General features: G+C 57.8%; 17 protein-coding genes. 8 read left to right on the plus strand and 9 right to left on the minus strand.

Translation table 11 applies throughout. The annotated features are described in order from the left end of the window. The 4 genes from rplW to MIM_RS20995 form a co-directional block, all read right to left on the minus strand. On the minus strand, nucleotides 1-303 hold the full coding sequence (gene rplW, locus MIM_RS20980; RefSeq protein ID WP_025374717.1) for a 50S ribosomal protein L23: 303 nt from the start codon (nucleotides 301-303) through the stop codon (nucleotides 1-3). After that, complete coding sequence (gene rplD, locus MIM_RS20985; RefSeq protein WP_025374718.1) at nucleotides 300-920, minus strand: 50S ribosomal protein L4; 621 nt, start codon at nucleotides 918-920, stop codon at nucleotides 300-302. Before rplD ends, rplW begins: the two co-directional genes overlap by 4 nt. Further along, nucleotides 920-1,609 carry a 50S ribosomal protein L3 gene (gene rplC / locus MIM_RS20990; protein WP_042070671.1) on the minus strand — a complete coding sequence of 230 codons (690 nt, stop codon included), beginning with the start codon at nucleotides 1,607-1,609 and terminating at the stop codon, nucleotides 920-922. Before rplC ends, rplD begins: the two co-directional genes overlap by 1 nt. Nucleotides 1,610-2,146: 537 nt before the next feature. Then, on the minus strand, nucleotides 2,147-3,700 hold the full coding sequence (locus tag MIM_RS20995) for an FGGY-family carbohydrate kinase (RefSeq protein ID WP_025374720.1): 1,554 nt from the start codon (nucleotides 3,698-3,700) through the stop codon (nucleotides 2,147-2,149). Nucleotides 3,701-3,911: 211 nt separating this feature from the next. Here MIM_RS20995 and deoC point away from each other — a divergent pair, with 211 nt between their 5' ends. The 8 genes from deoC (at nucleotide 3,912) to MIM_RS21035 (ending at nucleotide 13,550) form a co-directional block, all read left to right on the plus strand. Continuing rightward, on the plus strand, nucleotides 3,912-4,904 hold the full coding sequence (gene deoC, locus MIM_RS21000; RefSeq protein ID WP_025374721.1) for a deoxyribose-phosphate aldolase: 993 nt from the start codon (nucleotides 3,912-3,914) through the stop codon (nucleotides 4,902-4,904). A gap of 4 nt (nucleotides 4,905-4,908) precedes the next feature. After that, nucleotides 4,909-7,302 (plus strand): aldehyde dehydrogenase family protein, encoded by a 2,394-nt coding sequence (locus MIM_RS21005; protein ID WP_025374722.1) that lies wholly within the window; start codon nucleotides 4,909-4,911, stop codon nucleotides 7,300-7,302. A 53-nt stretch (nucleotides 7,303-7,355) separates the two neighbouring features. Continuing rightward, the gene (locus tag MIM_RS21010; protein ID WP_025374723.1) at nucleotides 7,356-7,811 is read left to right on the plus strand and encodes an RbsD/FucU family protein; all 456 of its coding nucleotides are present in this window, start codon (nucleotides 7,356-7,358) and stop codon (nucleotides 7,809-7,811) included. Between the two features lie 24 nt (nucleotides 7,812-7,835). Then, nucleotides 7,836-8,771, plus strand: coding sequence for a ribokinase (gene rbsK, locus MIM_RS21015; protein WP_042070673.1), 936 nt, complete (start codon nucleotides 7,836-7,838; stop codon nucleotides 8,769-8,771). Nucleotides 8,772-8,774: 3 nt separating this feature from the next. Next, entirely contained in the window at nucleotides 8,775-9,785 is a 1,011-nt protein-coding gene (locus tag MIM_RS21020; RefSeq protein ID WP_025374724.1) for an ABC transporter permease, read from the plus strand. A gap of 78 nt (nucleotides 9,786-9,863) precedes the next feature. Further along, a complete protein-coding gene (locus tag MIM_RS21025) occupies nucleotides 9,864-10,868 on the plus strand; it encodes a substrate-binding domain-containing protein (protein WP_025374725.1) in 1,005 nt (334 codons plus the stop codon). 66 nt (nucleotides 10,869-10,934) lie between these two features. Further along, the gene (locus MIM_RS21030) at nucleotides 10,935-12,497 is read left to right on the plus strand and encodes a sugar ABC transporter ATP-binding protein (protein ID WP_084459121.1); all 1,563 of its coding nucleotides are present in this window, start codon (nucleotides 10,935-10,937) and stop codon (nucleotides 12,495-12,497) included. Between the two features lie 27 nt (nucleotides 12,498-12,524). Then, the gene (locus MIM_RS21035) at nucleotides 12,525-13,550 is read left to right on the plus strand and encodes an ABC transporter permease (RefSeq protein WP_025374727.1); all 1,026 of its coding nucleotides are present in this window, start codon (nucleotides 12,525-12,527) and stop codon (nucleotides 13,548-13,550) included. A 95-nt stretch (nucleotides 13,551-13,645) separates the two neighbouring features. On the opposite strand, the gene MIM_RS21040 is transcribed toward MIM_RS21035, so the two are convergent. The 5 genes from MIM_RS21040 to MIM_RS21060 form a co-directional block, all read right to left on the minus strand. Then, entirely contained in the window at nucleotides 13,646-14,350 is a 705-nt protein-coding gene (locus MIM_RS21040) for a DeoR/GlpR family DNA-binding transcription regulator (RefSeq protein ID WP_025374728.1), read from the minus strand. Nucleotides 14,351-14,415: 65 nt separating this feature from the next. Next, a complete protein-coding gene (locus MIM_RS21045; protein ID WP_042070674.1) occupies nucleotides 14,416-14,670 on the minus strand; it encodes a BrnA antitoxin family protein in 255 nt (84 codons plus the stop codon). 69 nt (nucleotides 14,671-14,739) lie between these two features. Beyond that, complete coding sequence (locus tag MIM_RS21050; RefSeq protein WP_025374729.1) at nucleotides 14,740-15,672, minus strand: delta(1)-pyrroline-2-carboxylate reductase family protein; 933 nt, start codon at nucleotides 15,670-15,672, stop codon at nucleotides 14,740-14,742. Then, complete coding sequence (locus tag MIM_RS21055; protein ID WP_025374730.1) at nucleotides 15,665-16,264, minus strand: helix-turn-helix domain-containing protein; 600 nt, start codon at nucleotides 16,262-16,264, stop codon at nucleotides 15,665-15,667. The genes MIM_RS21050 and MIM_RS21055 overlap by 8 nt, the downstream gene beginning before the upstream one ends. Before the next feature lies 1 nt (nucleotide 16,265). Further along, nucleotides 16,266-16,985: an ABC transporter ATP-binding protein gene (locus tag MIM_RS21060; RefSeq protein WP_025374731.1), complete on the minus strand. Its 720-nt coding sequence runs from the start codon at nucleotides 16,983-16,985 to the stop codon at nucleotides 16,266-16,268. Nucleotide 16,986 lies beyond the last annotated feature (1 nt).

Here is a 16,986-nt window from a genome sequence, read left to right on the forward strand (position 1 = left end):
TCAGTTTACCTCCGTAAAGTCGAGTTCCTGACCTTTCTTCAGTGAAACGTAGGCAATACGGTTGGCTTTGCGACGACCGGTAAAACGGCCTGAACGCTTGACCTTACCTTTACGGTTCAGTACAGAGACGGAATCAACTTCAACTTTGAACAGCATTTCAACAGCTGCTTTCACTTCGGGCTTGGTTGCATCAGGTGCAACACGCAGCGCGATTTGGGGTTTCTCACCAGATTCGGCGATGAATGTCGCTTTTTCGGTGATGACGGGAGCCAAAATCACTTGCAATAGACGTTCTGCTTTCATCCCAGCATCTCCTCGAATTGAGCGATAGCTGCTTTGGTGATCAGCACTTTTTTGTAGTGGACCAGAGACAGCGGATCAGCGTAACGCGGTTCTACAACAGCTACGTTTGGCAGATTGCGTGTTGCCAGGTAGGTGTTTTCATCAACGGTGTCGGTGATGATCAGAACAGAATCCAGACCCATGGCTTTCAGTTTTGATGCGGCCAGTTTTGTTTTAGGCGTATCGAAAGTGAAAGCGTCAACAACGGCGATGCGATCTTCGCGAGCCAGTTGAGACAGGATCGAACGGATACCCGCGCGATACATTTTTTTGTTAACTTTCTGGCTGAAGTTTTCTTCAGGAGAGTTCGGGAATGTACGACCACCTCCACGCCAGATGGGGGAAGATGTCATACCGGCACGAGCGCGTCCGGTGCCTTTTTGGCGCCATGGTTTTTTCGTGCTGTGTTTGACCTGTTCGCGATCTTTCTGGGCACGATTACCGGAACGTGCGTTTGCCTGATAGGCAATCACGACCTGGTGAACCAGTGCTTCGTTAAAGTCACGACCAAAGATGGTGTCAGGTGCGCTGACGGTTGCGTCAGACTGGCCCTGATCGTTCAGGAGCTTAAGATCCATTATTTGGCTCCTTTCGCAGACATTTTGATGGCCGGCAGAACCACGACGTCGCCATTCTTGTGACCGGGTACTGCACCACGGACCATCAGAAGACCACGTTCAGCGTCAACACGGACGACATCAAGATTTTGAACGGTACGGGTTACATCACCCAGGTGACCGGACATGCGTTTACCAGGGAAAATACGACCTGGGTCCTGTGCCTGACCGATAGAACCGGGTACGCGATGCGACCGGGAGTTACCGTGAGAAGCGCGCTGGGAACCAAAATGGTGACGCTTGATGGTACCGGCAAAGCCTTTACCAATCGTTGTGCCTTGCACGTCGACTTTCTGGCCTGCTTCGAATACGCTTTCGACAGCAACAACGGCACCGGCTGTAAATTCAGCGGCCTTTGCAGGATCGAGACGGAATTCTTTAAGGATGGAACCGGCTTCTGTACCGGCTTTTGCGTAGTGACCTGCTTGCGCCTTGACCACACGGCTTGCACGGCGTTCGCCGTAGGCAACCTGAACGGCAGCATAGCCGTCTGTGTCCAGAGACTTGACCTGGGTAACGCGGTTGTTGGATACGTCCAGCACGGTGACAGGGATTGACTCGCCTTCTTCCGTGAAGATACGCATCATGCCAACCTTGCGACCAACCAGTCCCAGCCGATGAGCGGCAGGCGTAGGTGTCGTATTCGACATCATTTTCTCCAATTCCCAGCTACGATTGGCTGGGGCTAAATTTAATATGATTCACCCGGTGAACTCAAGGCTGCAACGCATTGCCTTCCCGGACAACAATACCCATGCAGGTTCAATTCAAAGTACTGCTTGCGGTATTTGCAGCGCCAAGCTACAGCATTGCAAACCAGCAACTGGCCAAACAAACGTCGGCAACGGCAATAAAGAAGACGCAGGAATAAAAAAGACGCCGCGCTGCACTTTCGTGCCCGCCACGTAAATCTTTTTTGATTCGTTAACGCTTTCTTTGATACCCGCTTTGCGCCTGAAACCTGTTCAAAAGCCGGCCAATCAGTGAACCCAACTACAGTGGTTAGCCTGTGACTATAACATTGCGCGCGCCATTTAGCAAGGAAAGTTAACGACAATGATCAAAAAAGCCACGCCGAATCAATCATTTAGTCAGAAATTTGCGACAGGATCGGGGGCCGGGCCGATCCGAAGCCCGCTCGGCCACGACTTCACACCACCGCCCCAGCCGCTGCCTTAACCGCTGCCCTAGCCGCCGCGCATGTCCGCCAGCGCGTGCATTGACGCCCGCATAGCCGGATACAGGCCTTCATAAACCGCAAAAAGCTGCTGGTATGCCTGATGCGCCTGTTCGTCCGGTATGGCGCGGCACGCCACATGCGTCCAGCCCTGCTCCACCTGCTCCTCGCTCACCAGCCCCAGTCCGACAGCCCCCAGCAGCGCCGCCCCCATTGCCGCCTCGACTTCTTCTTCAATGGTGTAGACCGGGTAGCCCGTCACATCGGCAATAATTTGCATCCACAGGCTGGAATTGACGGCGCCCCCTACGACGACCAGACGCTGATCCAGCCCCTGGCGCCGCTCACCCACGGCCTGCATGTTGTGCCACAGGGCAAAAGCGATGCCTTCGATGACCGCCCGATACAGATGGGCCCGGGTATGCGTCAGATTCAGGCCGGCAAATGTACCACTGGCATGTGCATCCCACACCGGACTGCGCTCCCCCATCAAATAGGGCAGAAATACCAGACCATGCGCGCCCGGTGGCAGCGATGCGGCCTGCTGCTCCAGCAGGGTGTAGACCGACACCCCCTGCTGGGCGGCCAGCGCCTGCTCCGCCTGACAAAACTGCTCCACAAACCAGGTTACTGCGCCACCCGCCGTGGCCGCGCCGCCAAAAACATAACGCTGCGCCTGACCCTTGTAGACGTAAGGCATGCAGACCAGATCACGGCCACTTTCCGTTTCGGTCTGCAGATAGCCCCAGCACATACTGGTGCCCAGCATGGCCACATGGTCCCCTGGCTTGCGCACCCCTCCCGCAAAAGTGGCAATCGCCGCATCAATGCCGCCCAGCACTATCGGAATGCCCTGACTTAGTCCCAGCAGCGCTGCCTTATCGGCCGTCACCGTTCCAACCACATCGGTGCTCTCCAGCAGTCGCGGCGGCATTTTCGCCGCATCCAGCCCCACCATCGCCAGGGCCTCGTCGGACCAGCAGTGACGCTGCATGTCATAAACGCCGCCGATATTGCCGGCAGAACTGTGATCAACCGCCAGCTCACCCGTCAGATAATGGGCAATCCAGCTATTGGGCGGCAGGAACCAGGCTGTTTTTTCCCAGATCTGCGGCTCGTGATGTTTGATCCACAACATTTTGGTAAAGCCGTAATAACTATCTACCCCATTGCCGGTAATCGCAAACAGTCGCTGCAGATCCACCTGTCGGCGAATCATGCTGGTTTCCGCCGTGGCCCGCCGGTCCATCCAGATCAGGCACGGATACAGCGGCTGGCAATCGGCATCTACCGGAATACCAGCCCCGCCGTACAGGCTGCTGATACACAAGCCGGCAATCTGCTCCTGTCGCACGCCCTGTTGCAGCGCCTGAGCAACGCACTCGCGCACACTGCGCAAAAATGCCTCCAGCCAGACCTGCGCATCCTGTTGCGCCCACAAGGGTTTAGGGGTGTCGGGATGGTACGCAACACTCGCCTGAGCCAGCACACGGCCGCCGGTTCCTGCGATCAGCGCCTTGGTGCTCTGCGTGCCAATATCGACGCCGATAATGTATTTATCCATAATTCTTTTTGCCTATACCAACTTGATTGGGACTGGTTAAATATAACGTGTTGAATGATAATGCGTTCAGACGCAGACGACTAAAAAAACGACGACGAGCAGCCAACATTGCCGCTGATCAGCAAAGGCACTGTTATAAAGTTAACAATGTTGTTAGAATATTAACAATATTGTCATGTCATTGTGCCTCTTTCCAAGGAGGAGACCCTTCGTGAGTCCCCCAAAAAATTCTGCCGCCCCCACCGAGCAGCGGCAACCGTTTGCCCGCAACGAGATTATGCCACTGGATCTGGCGCTGGTCGCAGCGCAGCGTGCCAATCTGAGCGCTATTGAGCGCCGCATTGCTTCTTTGCCCGGCAGACGCAGCGTCAAAAAAGAGGCTCAGGCGGCCTGGCTGCTGAAGGCCGTCAGTTGCATCGACCTCACCACACTGAACGGCGATGACACGCCGGAGCGGGTTCGCCGCTTATGTGCCAAAGCAGCCCAGCCAGTTCGCCAGGATCTGCTGAACGCCATGGGCTTCACGCTGCCGCTAACCACCGGTGCCGTCTGCGTATACCATCGCTATGTGAGCACCGCCGTCGACGCCCTGGCGCATACCCTCATCCCGGTTGCTGCCGTCTCTACCGGTTTTCCGGCGGGGCTCTCGCCGCATGAACTGAAGCTGCAGGAAATCGCGGCTTCGGTTGCCGCAGGTGCCCGGGAAATTGACATTGTAATTACGCGCGAGCATGTGCTGACCGGCAACTGGACCGCCCTTTATCAGGAAATGTGCGAGTATCGCCAGGCCTGCGGTGAGGCGCATGTAAAGGCCATTCTGGCAACCGGCGACATCCGCACGCTGCGCAATGTGGCCAAAGCGTCCATGGTGTGCATGATGGCCGGCGCCGATTTCATCAAGACCTCTACCGGCAAGGAAGGCGTCAATGCCACCCTGCCCGTGTCGCTGGTCATGCTGCGCGCTATCCGTACCTTTCACGAGCTCACCGGCAAGCACGTGGGTTATAAACCCGCAGGCGGCGTGTCTACTGCCAAAGACGCACTCAATTACCTGATTCTGGTCAACGAAGAGCTGGGCCGACGCTGGCTGGAGCCCGATCTGTTCCGCTTTGGCGCTTCCAGCCTGCTGGCTGATATAGAGCGCCAGCTCGAACATTTCGTGACCGGCCGCTATTCGGCCACCAACCGCCACCCAATGGGTTAACGCCATGACAGTCAACGATTACTTTATGTCCATGCAATACGGTACCGCTCCTGAAAGCGACAGCGCCGCCCGCCAATGGCTGGCTTCCCACCAGTCGCGTTTTACGCAATTTATTGGCGGACGTTTCACCAAAGCCGACGACAATGCAACATTCGAGACGCTGGAGCCCGCGACCGGCAAGGTGCTGGCAACGCTGAGCCAGGCCAGCCAGGGCGATGTCGATGCCGCGGTCAAGGCAGCGCGCAAGGCGCAAAAAGACTGGCAGGCAATGGGCGGTCATGCGCGTGCCCGGCATCTATATAGTCTAGCACGCATGCTGCAAAAGCATAGCCGCCTTTTTGCCGTTCTGGAGTCGCTCGACAATGGCAAACCCATCCGCGAATCGCGCGATCTGGATGTCCCTCTGGCGGCACGCCATTTTCTGTACCATGCCGGGATCGCCCAGCTTCAGGAAACCGAACTGGCCCAATGGCAACCTTATGGCGTCGTGGGTCAGATTATCCCCTGGAATTTTCCGCTGCTGATGCTGGCCTGGAAAGTTGCGCCGGCGCTGGCCAGCGGCAACACCGTCGTACTGAAACCCGCAGAATTAACCTCTCTAACGGCCTTGCTGTTCGCCGAACTGGCGGCCCAGACATTGCCGGCAGGCGTGCTGAACGTCGTAACCGGCGATGGCGCTGTCGGCCAATACCTGGTGGCCCACAAGGGCGTGGATAAAATCGCCTTTACCGGCTCGACCGAAGTGGGTCGCCTGATCCGCAGCCAGACTGCCGGTTCCGGCAAAGGACTGACACTGGAACTGGGCGGCAAATCCCCCTTTATTATTTTTGATGATGCCGACATCGACAGTGCCATTGAAGGCATTGTGGACGCCATCTGGTTTAATCAGGGGCAGGTGTGCTGCGCCGGTTCGCGCCTGCTGGTACAGGAAAGCATTGCCGAACAGGTCTATGCCAAACTGCGCGCCCGCATGAAAACCCTGCGCGTCGGCCCGTCCCTGGACAAAAACATCGATATGTCAGCCATTATCGATGCAACGCAATTGCAGCGCATTCGTACACTGGTTACCGATGGGGTCAGCCAGGGCGGCCAGCTGTGGCAGCCCACGGAAACCACGCTGCCGGGAGATGGCGCGTATTATCCTCCTACCCTCATTACCGGGGTGCAGCCGGCCTCGACGCTGGCACAAGAGGAAATTTTCGGGCCCGTTCTGGTCAGCATGACCTTCCGCACACCACAGGAAGCAGTGGAACTGGCCAACAACACCCGCTACGGCCTGGCCGCCAGCGTTTGGAGCGAGAACATCAATCTGGCACTGGATATCGCACCGAAACTGCGTTGCGGCGTGGTATGGATCAACGCCAGCAACCTGTTTGACGCCGCCGTGGGCTTCGGTGGCGTGCGTGAATCCGGCTACGGTCGCGAAGGGGGGCTGGAAGGTATTTACGAATACCTGAAACCGGCGTCCTGGGCCAAGGCTGCGCCATACCGGGCCGTGCTCAGCCATAGTCTGGCACAGGCCCATGCCGCCGGCGACAGCTTTGCGCTGCCGGCAATCGACCGTACCGCCAAACTATATATCGGTGGCAAACAAACACGCCCGGATAACGGCGCCAGCCTCCCTGTCATCGACAGCGAAGGCAAGATCGCCGGGCACATTTCCCTGGGTAGCCGCAAAGATATTCGCAACGCCGTTGCTGCTGCGCGTAAGGCGACCGGCTGGCAACAGGCCACCACCTTCAATCGTGCTCAGGTTCTGTACTATCTGGCCGAAAACCTGTCGTACCGCGCCGATGAGCTGGTGCAACGGCTGGCCCGCCTGACCGGCAGCAGCACGAAGAATGCTGCCCACGAATTCGAACTGGGACTGGAGCGACTCTTTACCTTTGCCGCCTGGGCCGACAAATACGACGGGCGTGTACACACCCCGCCCATGCGTGGCGTCGCGCTGGCGATACCGGAGGCCATCGGGGTCATCGGCGTGATCTGCCCCGACGATGCCCCGTGGCTCTCCATGATTTCCCTGATTGCCGCCGGTCTGGCAATGGGCAATAGTCTTGTTGTTGTGCCTGGCGCACGCAGCGCGCTATTGGCCACCGACTTGTATCAGGTATTGGAAACCTCTGACGTTCCGGCTGGTGTGGTCAATATTGTGACCGGCGACGGGTCCGAGCTGGCCGCAGTCCTGGCCGATCACGATGATGTGGACAGCGTCTGGGCTTTCGGTGACAACGAGCTGGCCCAGCTCGTACAGCAACGCTCGGTAGGTAATCTGAAACGCACTTTCGGCAACGACGGCAAGGCCATCGACTGGTACCAGTGGTCGGGGGCCGACAGTCAGCTGTTTCTGCGTCAGGCCACCCAGATCAAGAATATCTGGATTCCCTACGGGGACTGATGCGGTTTGCTGACAGGGACTGATTATAATACCCGCCTCAACAAGGATAGCTCATGCTCAAGAACATTGATCCACTGCTTAACGCCGACGTGTTACACGCCCTGCGCGCCATGGGGCATGGCGACGAACTGATTATCAGCGACGCTCATTTTCCGTCCGATTCCATCGCCCGGCACACCAGTATCGGCAAACTGCTGCGTATCGACGCCAGCGCCGACCGGGTGGCTCAGGCGATCCTCTCGGTCATGCCGCTGGACAGTTTCGTACCCGATCCGGCGCTGCGCATGGAAGTCGTTGACGACCCGACACAGATTCCCGAGGTGCAACAGGATGTGCAGGCGCTGCTGGACGCCCCCCTGCAACTGGCTCCCATAGAACGCCACGCGTTCTACGAGCGTGCCCGCCGCGCCTACTGTGTGATTACCACGAGTGATACCCGCAGCTATGGTTGCTTTATCTTCAAAAAAGGCGTGCTCAATCCCACCCAGACCAACCGTCACCCTGCCTGACGCTGCCCTCGAGTTTTCATTTATATGAGCCTATCTCATCCCCGTATTGTTATTGTCGGCATTTATGTTGCCGATCTGCTGTTCAAGGCAAGCCGCATGCCGGTTATTGGCGAAACCCTGCTGGGCAGCCATTTTGCCATGGGACCCGGCGGCAAAGGATCCAACCAGGCCGTTGCCGCAGCCCGTGCCGGGGCAGAGGTGATTTTCTACACCCGGCTGGGTAACGATGCCTTTGCCGCTAATGCCCAGAAAACCTGGCAGCAAGCCGGCGTCACATCCCGCGCGACGCTGCACGATGACCTGACCACCGGCGCTGCCCATATATTCGTCGAAGACGAGAGCGGCCGCAATGCCATCATCGTCTACCCCGGCGCGGCTGCCCATATGGTGCCTGCCGATCTTGATCTGATCGAACAGGATATCGCCAGTGCCGACATCTTTGTCACGCAGCTGGAGCAACCCCTGGACGTCGCCCTGCATGGTCTGCGCCTGGCGCGCAAACACGGCGTGACCACGATCTTCAACCCGGCCCCGGCGACCCAGCTGCCCGATGAGCTGTTCCCGCTGTGCGACTGGATCACTCCCAATGAAACCGAGGCCAGCCTGCTGACCGGACTGCCGGTAGGTAATCTGGAACAGGCGCGGGCCGCGGCCGGGCGGTTACTGGCCAAAGGCGTCACCAATGTGGTCATCACGCTGGGTGAACAGGGCTGCCTGCTGCACACAGCCAGCGACAGTATTCATATTCCCGCGTACCAGGCAGGCAAATGCATTGACACCGCCGGCGCCGGTGACGGCTTTACCGCAGGGCTGGCTACCGCGCTTGCCGAAGGCCAGCCCCCCGAGGCAGCCCTGCGCTTTGCCTCCGCGCTGGCCGGTATTTCCGTGACCCGCAGTGGTACCGCAGCCTCTATGCCCGAGCGCGGACAAATTGATACCCTGCTTTCGACGAGTGCCTGAACCATGACCTCACGCCTATCTCCCTTCCAAGACCGACAGTTGAGCTTTTTGCTGGCGATCAATATCGTCATTGTGATGGCCGGCTATTTTCTGTCGTCAGGCGGTGACTTTGTCAGCGTGTTCAATCTTCAGTCCATGGCCATGCAACTGCCGCAAATGGCTCTGCTGGCCATGGCGATGATGCTCTCCATGATTTCCGGTAATGGCGGTATCGACTTATCCGGTATCGCGCTGGCCAACCTGGCCGGCGTCATTGGCGCACTGCTGCTGCCGCAATGGATTGACGCGGAAGCTGCGCCCTGGCTGTTCACTGCTGCCTTCGTCGGACTGATGCTGAGCGTCGGCCTGCTGGGCGGGATGCTCAACGGCATCATCATTGCCCGCTTCAACCTGACGCCTATTCTGACGACCCTGGGTACCCAACTGGTGTTCACGGGCATCGCCACGGTGCTGTCCAACGGCTCATCCGTCAACCTGCCTTATATTGAACCCCTGTCGGCCATCGGCAACGACAATTTTCTGGGTGTTCCCATTGCTTTTTATCTTTTCGTTGCAGTGGTGCTGTTTCTGGGCTGGCTGCTGCGGCGCACGCCCTTCGGACTGCGTCTGTATATGCAGGGCACCAATCCCAAAGCGGCGTTCTACGCAGGTATCTCGCGCAACACCATGCTGATCTGCACCTACACCATGTGCGGACTGCTGGCCGCCTGCTCCGGGCTGATCTCGGCCAGTCAGGCCGCCAGCGCCAGCGCCAAGTATGGCGACTCTTATCTGCTGATTGCCATCCTGATCGCGGTCATGGGCGGCGTCAATCCTGCAGGCGGCTACGGCCGCGTCATTTGCGTCTTTTTTGCCGCCACCGCACTCCAACTGCTGTCGAGCATGTTCAATCTGCTGGGTCTGTCAGAGTTCGCAGGCAACTGCATCTGGGGACTGCTGCTCTTGTTCTTCCTGGCCTATTCCAGACAGGAGCTGAAGCTCAAAATCAAGCGGCGCGAGCCCGTCAAGGCCTGAGCCACGTCTGAAACAACTGATCTGCACCGCCCCATCCGGTTCTGGTCACTATCCATTGATGGGATTTTGGAGACACGTATGAAATTGAAGACACTCCCAATGTGCCTATTGGCTTGCACACTCAGCATGAGTTTTGCTGCAGGCGCAAACGCCGAAGAAAAGAAATCCATCGTTACGGTGGTTAAAGTGACCGGAATCAGCTGGTTCACCCGTATGGAAGAAGGCGTTAAGGCATTCGCCCAGGCCAACCCGGACATCAACGCCTCGCAGACCGGCCCCGGCCGCGCTGACGCCGCCCAGCAACTGAAAATTGTTCAGGATCTGGTTGCCAAAAACGTGAGCGCCCTGGCGATCGTGCCATTTGACCCGCCAACCCTGGAACCCATTCTGGCCCGTGCCAAAAGCCGTGGTATCAAAATTGTTACCCACGAAGCGGACAATCTGAAAAATACGGATTACGATCTGGAAGCGTTCCGCAATAATGAATATGGCGCCGATCTGAATGAGCGTCTGGCCAAATGTATGTCCAACAAGGGTGACTGGGCCGTGCTGGTCGGTTCTCTGGGCAGCCGCTCTCAAGTGCAGTGGGCACAGGGCGGGATTGACAACGCCAAAGCCAAATATCCTGAGCTGAATCTGGTTACCACCATGCAGGAAACCAATAATGATGGTGAAAAAGCCTATCAGGTGGCCCAGCAGTTGCTGCGCAAGTACCCGAATCTGACCGGCTTCCAGGGCTCGTCATCGCTGGACGTAATCGGCATTGGTCGCGCGGTGGAAGAAGCGGGCAAGGCTGGTAAAATTTGCGTATTTGGTACGGGTCTGCCAGGCGAAGCCGGTCCTTACATGGAAAAAGATGCCATCACCGGTATTGCTTTCTGGGATCCGAAAGATGCCGGTATTGCCATGAACAATGTTGCCAAAATGCTGCTGGAAGGCAAAACCATTGAAAACGGCGCCGATCTGGGCGTACCCGGTTACGAGAAGGTGACGGTCGAAAAAGGCCCGGGCAAAGGCATGATTATTCGTGGCGCCGGCTGGGTTCGCGTTGACAAGACCAACTACAAGCAATACAACTTCTGATCGGTCATCACGACCACCCCCGGGCCGCACTGGCGGCCCGCCATGGGATCACCCGGCAGTACGATTATGACTACAACGACTCGCCCGACGCACCACAATGCGTCCATACCGCCCGCCCCCGATGGAAATGCCTTTCTGTCGCTGCGCCAGATTCACAAGCGCTTTACCGGCGTACACGCGCTGCGTGGCGTGAGCCTGGATATTCATCCGGGACAGATTTACCATTTGCTGGGCGAAAACGGCTGCGGCAAAAGCACACTGATCAAGATCATTTCCGGCGCTCAGCCACCAGACGAAGGAGATCTGATCCTGGACGGCAAGCGCTTTGAACAGTTTTCAGCGTTAAGCGCCCTGGGTGCCGGCATCGAGACGGTCTATCAGGACCTGTCCCTGATCCCCAATATGAGCGTGATGGACAATATTTCGCTGACGGTGGAGCTGGCCGAACATAAAGGACGTCTGGCGCGGGTGATCAGCCATCAGACCTTGCACGACCGCGCCGTGAGTGCGTTACGGCAGTTGCAATTGCCCGACGACCGCTATTTTCTGCAGACCAAAATCGAAGATCTGCCGCTGGCCACCCGGCAACTGGTCGCCATTGCGCGGGCTGCAGCCAGTGATGCCCGCTTCATTATCATGGACGAACCCACCACCTCACTGACCCAGAAAGAGGTGGACAATCTGATTCGTATCGTTAAGGAACTGTGCGCACGCGGTGTGGCGGTGCTGTTTGTGAGCCACAAGCTGGATGAATGCTATGCCATTGGCGGTAACGTGATCGTCATGCGTGACGGCCAGGTGATCACCCAGGGCGAAATCCAGCAATTTACCAAACATCAGATCAGCGAACTGATGACCGGGCGGGTCCTGAGCGATCAGCGCTATCGCCGCAACCAGCCCCAGCCCGATGTCATGCTGGGCGTGTGTGATCTGGGTCGCGACCAGGGTTTCGAGCAGGTGTCCTTTGATCTGCATAAGGGTGAAATCATTGGCATTACCGGTCTGCTTGATTCCGGCAGGAACGAGCTGGCCCGCGCCCTGGCCGGTGTCGCGCCATCGCAGCGCGGCACGCTGACACTGAATGGTGAGACCATCACCGTGAACACACCCGCTCAGGCAACCACGCACCGCATCGCCTACGTGCCCGAGGACCGGCTGGTAGAGGGGCTGTTCCTGACCCGTTCAATCAGCGACAATACCATTACCGCAGTACTGCCCCAAATGTGCGATGCGCTGGGGCAAATCAGCAAGGATCAGGCCACCCGCTTTTCGCAAGACATGACCAGCCGGCTGAAAATTGCGACCCCCAATGTGCAGAATCCGGTACAAAGCCTCTCCGGCGGCAACCAGCAACGGGTGCTGATCGGCCGCTGGCTGGCCATTAATCCGTTGCTGCTGATTCTGCATGGCCCGACCGTCGGCGTCGATGTCGGCTCCAAAGATACGATTTATCAGATCATTCAGTCCCTGACTGATAAGGGCATGAGCATCATTATTATCAGTGACGACCTGCCGGAACTGCTGGCAAACTGTGACCGCATTCTGCTCATGAAAAAAGGTCGGATCAGCGATGAATTTCAGGCAGATGGCCTGCAAGAAAATACGCTTTATCATGCCTTATTGTCCTGAAACCCCATTGACCCTACCTCGCTTACCATGAATACGACGACTCCCGCCAGCGCGGCCATTCAGGACAGCACGACGCCAAAGCGTCCTCCCTATCTGATCAGGCATCCGGAATTTTTTACACTGGGCCTGATTGTGGTGCTGTTTGTGGTGGTTGCTGTTATCAACCCCATGTTTTTCCAGCCAGGTTCGCTCTTTGACGTCCTGCGCGCAGCTACGCGTTCCGCCATTTTTGCCCTGGGCATTCTGGTGGTGCTTGCCTCCGGCGGACTGGATGTGTCCTTCACCGCCATTGCGGCGCTGATTATGTATGGGCTGACCAAACTGGTGCTGATGTATTATCCCGCCGCTCCATTTATCGTGATTCTGCTGGCCGGTGCGGCCGGCGGTCTGGCGCTGGGGCTCATCAACGGCTGGCTGGTGAAAAAACTCGCCGCACCCTCGCTGGTTGTCACCATTGGCACCCAGTTTCTGATCCGGGGCTTTCTGCTGGCGTTTATCGGCACCGAGTTTTTCATGAACATCCCTCCGTCCATGCTGGCAGTGGGACAGGCGAATATTGTCAATTTCCAGAATAATCAGGGGCTGCAAACCGCCCTGCCGTACACCACGCTGGCCATTCCCATACTGGCCCTGCTCACATGGTGGCTGCTGAACAAAACGATGATGGGTCGGGCGGTGTATGCCATGGGCGGCAGTCCGGCCATTGCCGAGCGCCTTGGCTATAACCTGACGCGGGTGTATCTCTTTGTGTTTGGCTACGCCGGCCTGCTGGCCGGTATCGCCGGCATTATTCACGTGTCCAGCACGCGGATCGCCAACCCCTTCGATATTGTTGGTACCGAACTGGATGTGATTGCCGCCGTCATTCTGGGTGGCGCCCGCATTACCGGCGGTAGCGGCACCGTTACCGGTACGCTGCTGGGCGTGCTGCTGGTGACGCTCATCAATAGTGTACTGATTACACTTGGGATTCCTACGACCTGGCAGAAAGTGATTGTCGGTGCCTTTATCCTGGTGGCCGGCCTGCTGTTTTCACTGCGCAGCCGGCAGTAGCAACTTCATCATCGAAAGAAAAGGGCGCCGGGCGCCCTTTTTGTTTTTGCGGGTTCGTTAATCGACAGGCCGTGTCCTGCCGGGTGCCCTTCACTTCAGTCCTGTTCAGTCAGGATGGCATCAAATTCAGTCAGATCAGCAAAGCGGATATGTCGGCGTACACCCAGCTTGCTGGAATCCACCACCAGATAACGCCGCTTGGCCCGCTCCATGGCGCGACGCTTGATGTCTTTTTCATGCAGGTTCCAGCAACTGACACCGATTTGGTCATCCACACCGCCTGCCGACATAAACGCCGTATCAAAACTGAGCTGATCCAGCGCATTCAGCGCCTCTTGTCCGGAAAAGGAATCGGACGATGGCATATAGGTGCCGCCCAGCACAATCAGACGCAGAGCGGGCTTATTTTTGAGGATGTCGGCGGTATTGAGTGAATAGCAGACTACCGTCAGTGGCAGGCTGTCGGGTATCAGGCGCGCCAGATGCAATAGCGTGGTGCCACAATCGATAAAAATCACATCATGCGGTGCGACCAATGCCAGCGCTTTTTGCGAGGCGCGTTGTTTGGCCTGGGCAAAATGGTCTTTTTCCTGTGCCACTGAATACTGGCCGGCATTCTGCAGCGAATGGGCCGCAACGATATGGCCGCCCAGATAAGACAATGTGCCCGGACGACGAGCCAGATCGCGCCGCACCGTCATTTCCGAAACGCCCAGCAAGGCCGCCGCCTCCCGCAGCCGCAATGAACCAGACTGCTGCAGCGCCTGCTCCAGCTTGTGTAACCGCTCGGCTGGCGTCATGAACCGTTCCCGCCTTTAAATTGAAATATTATAAACGGTGAACAGGCGCCTGTTCGCTGAGTACTTTAGCCAATCGGGGTTTGCCAGCCTTTGCCGGTCGCTTTCCATGCCTGCAACGTATCTGCATCAATGCGCAGGCTTACCGGAACCTTGGTTCGCGCGGCTTTAGGCCGACCACGGGGACGAATCATTGCCTGTGCCGTTTTGTCGCCAAACCGCTCCGCCACAACTTTGGGGAACGGGCGCGCCCTGGCAAATTCTTCCGGACCCCATTCAGGGTTATCCTCATCAATCAATTCGGGAACGGGTCGCTTGCTCATAGCCCTTCACCTCGCGTTTGTTGGCCCTGCGCAGGCTAATGACATGCATTGTCTCGCCGCGCGATTCGCCTACAGCCCCGCTGCTGCCCGGGCACACCGCGCCGCAGCCAGATCCCAGGCGGCGCAGCCTACGGTCTTGAACATGATGGGGCGGGAATAGTCGATGTCGCTTTCAATGGCCTGCGCCAGGGTGGTGACCTGGCTCCAGTCTTTTTTCGCCTGAATGTAATCGCCTGCCTCGTGCTTTGCCCCAACCAGGTCATCCACGTAGCACAGGCTGTTCATCACGGTTTCCGGCGCGATTTCAACCATATGTGAACGAAAGGCACCCACGCCGATGATCAGGCGACCGGGCACCGCCGGTGCGTGGTAAACCGGCTCAACGGCCGTCGTCAGCGTAATAATCGCGTCAAACTGTTCCGGCAGCTGGTTCAGATCGGTCACTTGCAAACGGATGCCCAGACCGGCATGGCGTTCGCAGAAAGCCTGCGCTTTGTCCCAGGACTGGGCGCGCGCAGCAATATGCACTGTAGCCTCTGGGTACAGCTCGGCAATGGCCTGCACATGGCCGTCAGCCTGGCTCCCGGCCCCCACAATCACAATGGTGCGTGGCTCGTGTTCCAGAAAAAGCTGCAGGCCGGCCATGGAGAGCGCTGCCGTACGACGGGCCGTGACCGTGGGGCCGTCCAGAACAAACAGCGGAACACCGGTGGCGCTATCCAGGACCGACACCATGCCCTGGATCGTGGGGCGCTGGTGGGCAGGATTGTCCGGCAGCAGGGAAATCAGTTTATGCGCGCAAATATCCTGGGCGGTGCAGGGCATGGACAACAGCACGCCGTCGCGGCTGCCGGGTACGGTCAGCACCTGGCGATCGGGACTGTGGATCTCGCCCCTGGCATATTGCGAGGCGGCCTCCAGAATGTGCTGGCGCAATGGCCCGAAAGCGATCAACTGGCTTGTTTCTTCGGCATTGAAAACGCGTGGCGCCGGACTACTCATTGGTTTCTCCTGATTCTGCCTCGGGGCGCTGGGTCGCCATCCAGAGCACTTGTGCATCTTCCTGACTGACACTGATACAGCGGTGTCCCATGCGGCTGTCGATATAAAAGCTGTCGCCCGGCCCCAGCGTTGCCTCTGCATAAAATTCCGTATGCAGTTCAATCTGGCCACTAATCACGTAGACGAACTCTTCGCCCTCATGGCGATTCCAGTCGACAAAGACTGTCAGATCCCGGGCCGTGATGGTTGTGAGAAACGGCAAGATTCGTTTATGCGAAAGCTGCGAGCACAACAGCAAATGCTCATAATACCGCGTCTTGTGGACTTTTCCCTGCCCGGCGCGATCAACCACGCAACGCCCGGCCCCCATGGGTTCGCGGGCCGGCGTAAATAGTTCGGAGACATCCAGTGACAGGCCGATGGCCAGCTTCTGCAAGACGTCGTACGTGGGCGACATCAGCCCGTTCTCTATTTTCGAGAGAGTGGAAGCCGCGATGCCACAGGCCCGGCCCGCCTGCTCCAGGGTCAGATCATTGGCCTGCCGCACGGCGCGCAGACGTTGCATCAGCGGCGTTTCCTCGCGGGGGGCCATCCTAATGGCTACCCAGGTAAGCGTCGCGAATCTCGGGGTTGGCCAGCAGTTCTGCGCCGGTGCCTGTCATCCGGATTTCACCGGTCACCATGACGTAAGCCCGGTCGGCCAGCTTGAGCGCATGGTTGGCATTCTGCTCTACCAGGAAGATGGTTTTGCCACTTTTGCCCAGTTCTTTGAGCACCGAGAAGATCTGGCGCACAATCAGCGGCGCCAGCCCCAGGCTGGGCTCATCCAGCAAAATCATATCGGGCCGGCTCATCAGTGCGCGGGCAATGGCCAGCATTTGCTGCTCGCCACCCGACAGCGTCCCGGCCCGCTGATTGCGCCGTTCTTTTAAGCGCGGAAACAAATCAAACATGTGCTGCCGGTCTTCATCCATATGTGCATCGCCAATAGGCAGCGTTCCGATCATGATGTTCTCTTCCACGGTCATTTTCGGGAAAATGCGGCGGCCTTCGGGCACCTGGGCAATGCCCTGGGTAGCGATCTTGTGCGGCGGCAGGCGCAACAGGTTATTGCCCTTGTACAGAATCTGGCCGGTACGCGCCCTTGGCGTGCCGAAAATAGTCATGAGCAGGGTGCTTTTGCCAGCGCCGTTGGCGCCAATGAGCGTCACGATCTCGCCCGGATTGATATGCAGCGACACATTTTTCAGGGCCTGAATCTGCCCGTAATAGGAGCTCACATCCCTGATCTCAAGAATTGGGGTGTCTGCCATG

The organism is Advenella mimigardefordensis DPN7, from assembly GCF_000521505.1.
Classification (GTDB): domain Bacteria; phylum Pseudomonadota; class Gammaproteobacteria; order Burkholderiales; family Burkholderiaceae_B; genus Advenella; species Advenella mimigardefordensis.

What these genes read in the sequence shown, in the direction of transcription:
- MIM_RS20995 (WP_025374720.1), bottom strand. Translation starts at nt 3,700, where the DNA reads ATGGATAAATACATTATCGGCGTCGATATTGGCACGCAGAGCACCAAG.
- rplW (WP_025374717.1), bottom strand. Translation starts at nt 303, where the DNA reads ATGAAAGCAGAACGTCTATTGCAAGTGATTTTGGCTCCCGTCATCACC.
- MIM_RS21040 (WP_025374728.1), bottom strand. Translation starts at nt 14,350, where the DNA reads ATGACGCCAGCCGAGCGGTTACACAAGCTGGAGCAGGCGCTGCAGCAG.
- MIM_RS21020 (WP_025374724.1), top strand. Translation starts at nt 8,775, where the DNA reads ATGACCTCACGCCTATCTCCCTTCCAAGACCGACAGTTGAGCTTTTTG.
- MIM_RS21010 (WP_025374723.1), top strand. Translation starts at nt 7,356, where the DNA reads ATGCTCAAGAACATTGATCCACTGCTTAACGCCGACGTGTTACACGCC.
- rbsK (WP_042070673.1), top strand. Translation starts at nt 7,836, where the DNA reads ATGAGCCTATCTCATCCCCGTATTGTTATTGTCGGCATTTATGTTGCC.
- rplD (WP_025374718.1), bottom strand. Translation starts at nt 920, where the DNA reads ATGGATCTTAAGCTCCTGAACGATCAGGGCCAGTCTGACGCAACCGTC.
- rplC (WP_042070671.1), bottom strand. Translation starts at nt 1,609, where the DNA reads ATGTCGAATACGACACCTACGCCTGCCGCTCATCGGCTGGGACTGGTT.
- MIM_RS21060 (WP_025374731.1), bottom strand. Translation starts at nt 16,985, where the DNA reads ATGGCAGACACCCCAATTCTTGAGATCAGGGATGTGAGCTCCTATTAC.
- MIM_RS21055 (WP_025374730.1), bottom strand. Translation starts at nt 16,264, where the DNA reads ATGGCCCCCCGCGAGGAAACGCCGCTGATGCAACGTCTGCGCGCCGTG.
- MIM_RS21030 (WP_084459121.1), top strand. Translation starts at nt 10,935, where the DNA reads ATGACTACAACGACTCGCCCGACGCACCACAATGCGTCCATACCGCCC.
- MIM_RS21005 (WP_025374722.1), top strand. Translation starts at nt 4,909, where the DNA reads ATGACAGTCAACGATTACTTTATGTCCATGCAATACGGTACCGCTCCT.
- MIM_RS21050 (WP_025374729.1), bottom strand. Translation starts at nt 15,672, where the DNA reads ATGAGTAGTCCGGCGCCACGCGTTTTCAATGCCGAAGAAACAAGCCAG.
- MIM_RS21045 (WP_042070674.1), bottom strand. Translation starts at nt 14,670, where the DNA reads ATGAGCAAGCGACCCGTTCCCGAATTGATTGATGAGGATAACCCTGAA.
- MIM_RS21025 (WP_025374725.1), top strand. Translation starts at nt 9,864, where the DNA reads ATGAAATTGAAGACACTCCCAATGTGCCTATTGGCTTGCACACTCAGC.
- MIM_RS21035 (WP_025374727.1), top strand. Translation starts at nt 12,525, where the DNA reads ATGAATACGACGACTCCCGCCAGCGCGGCCATTCAGGACAGCACGACG.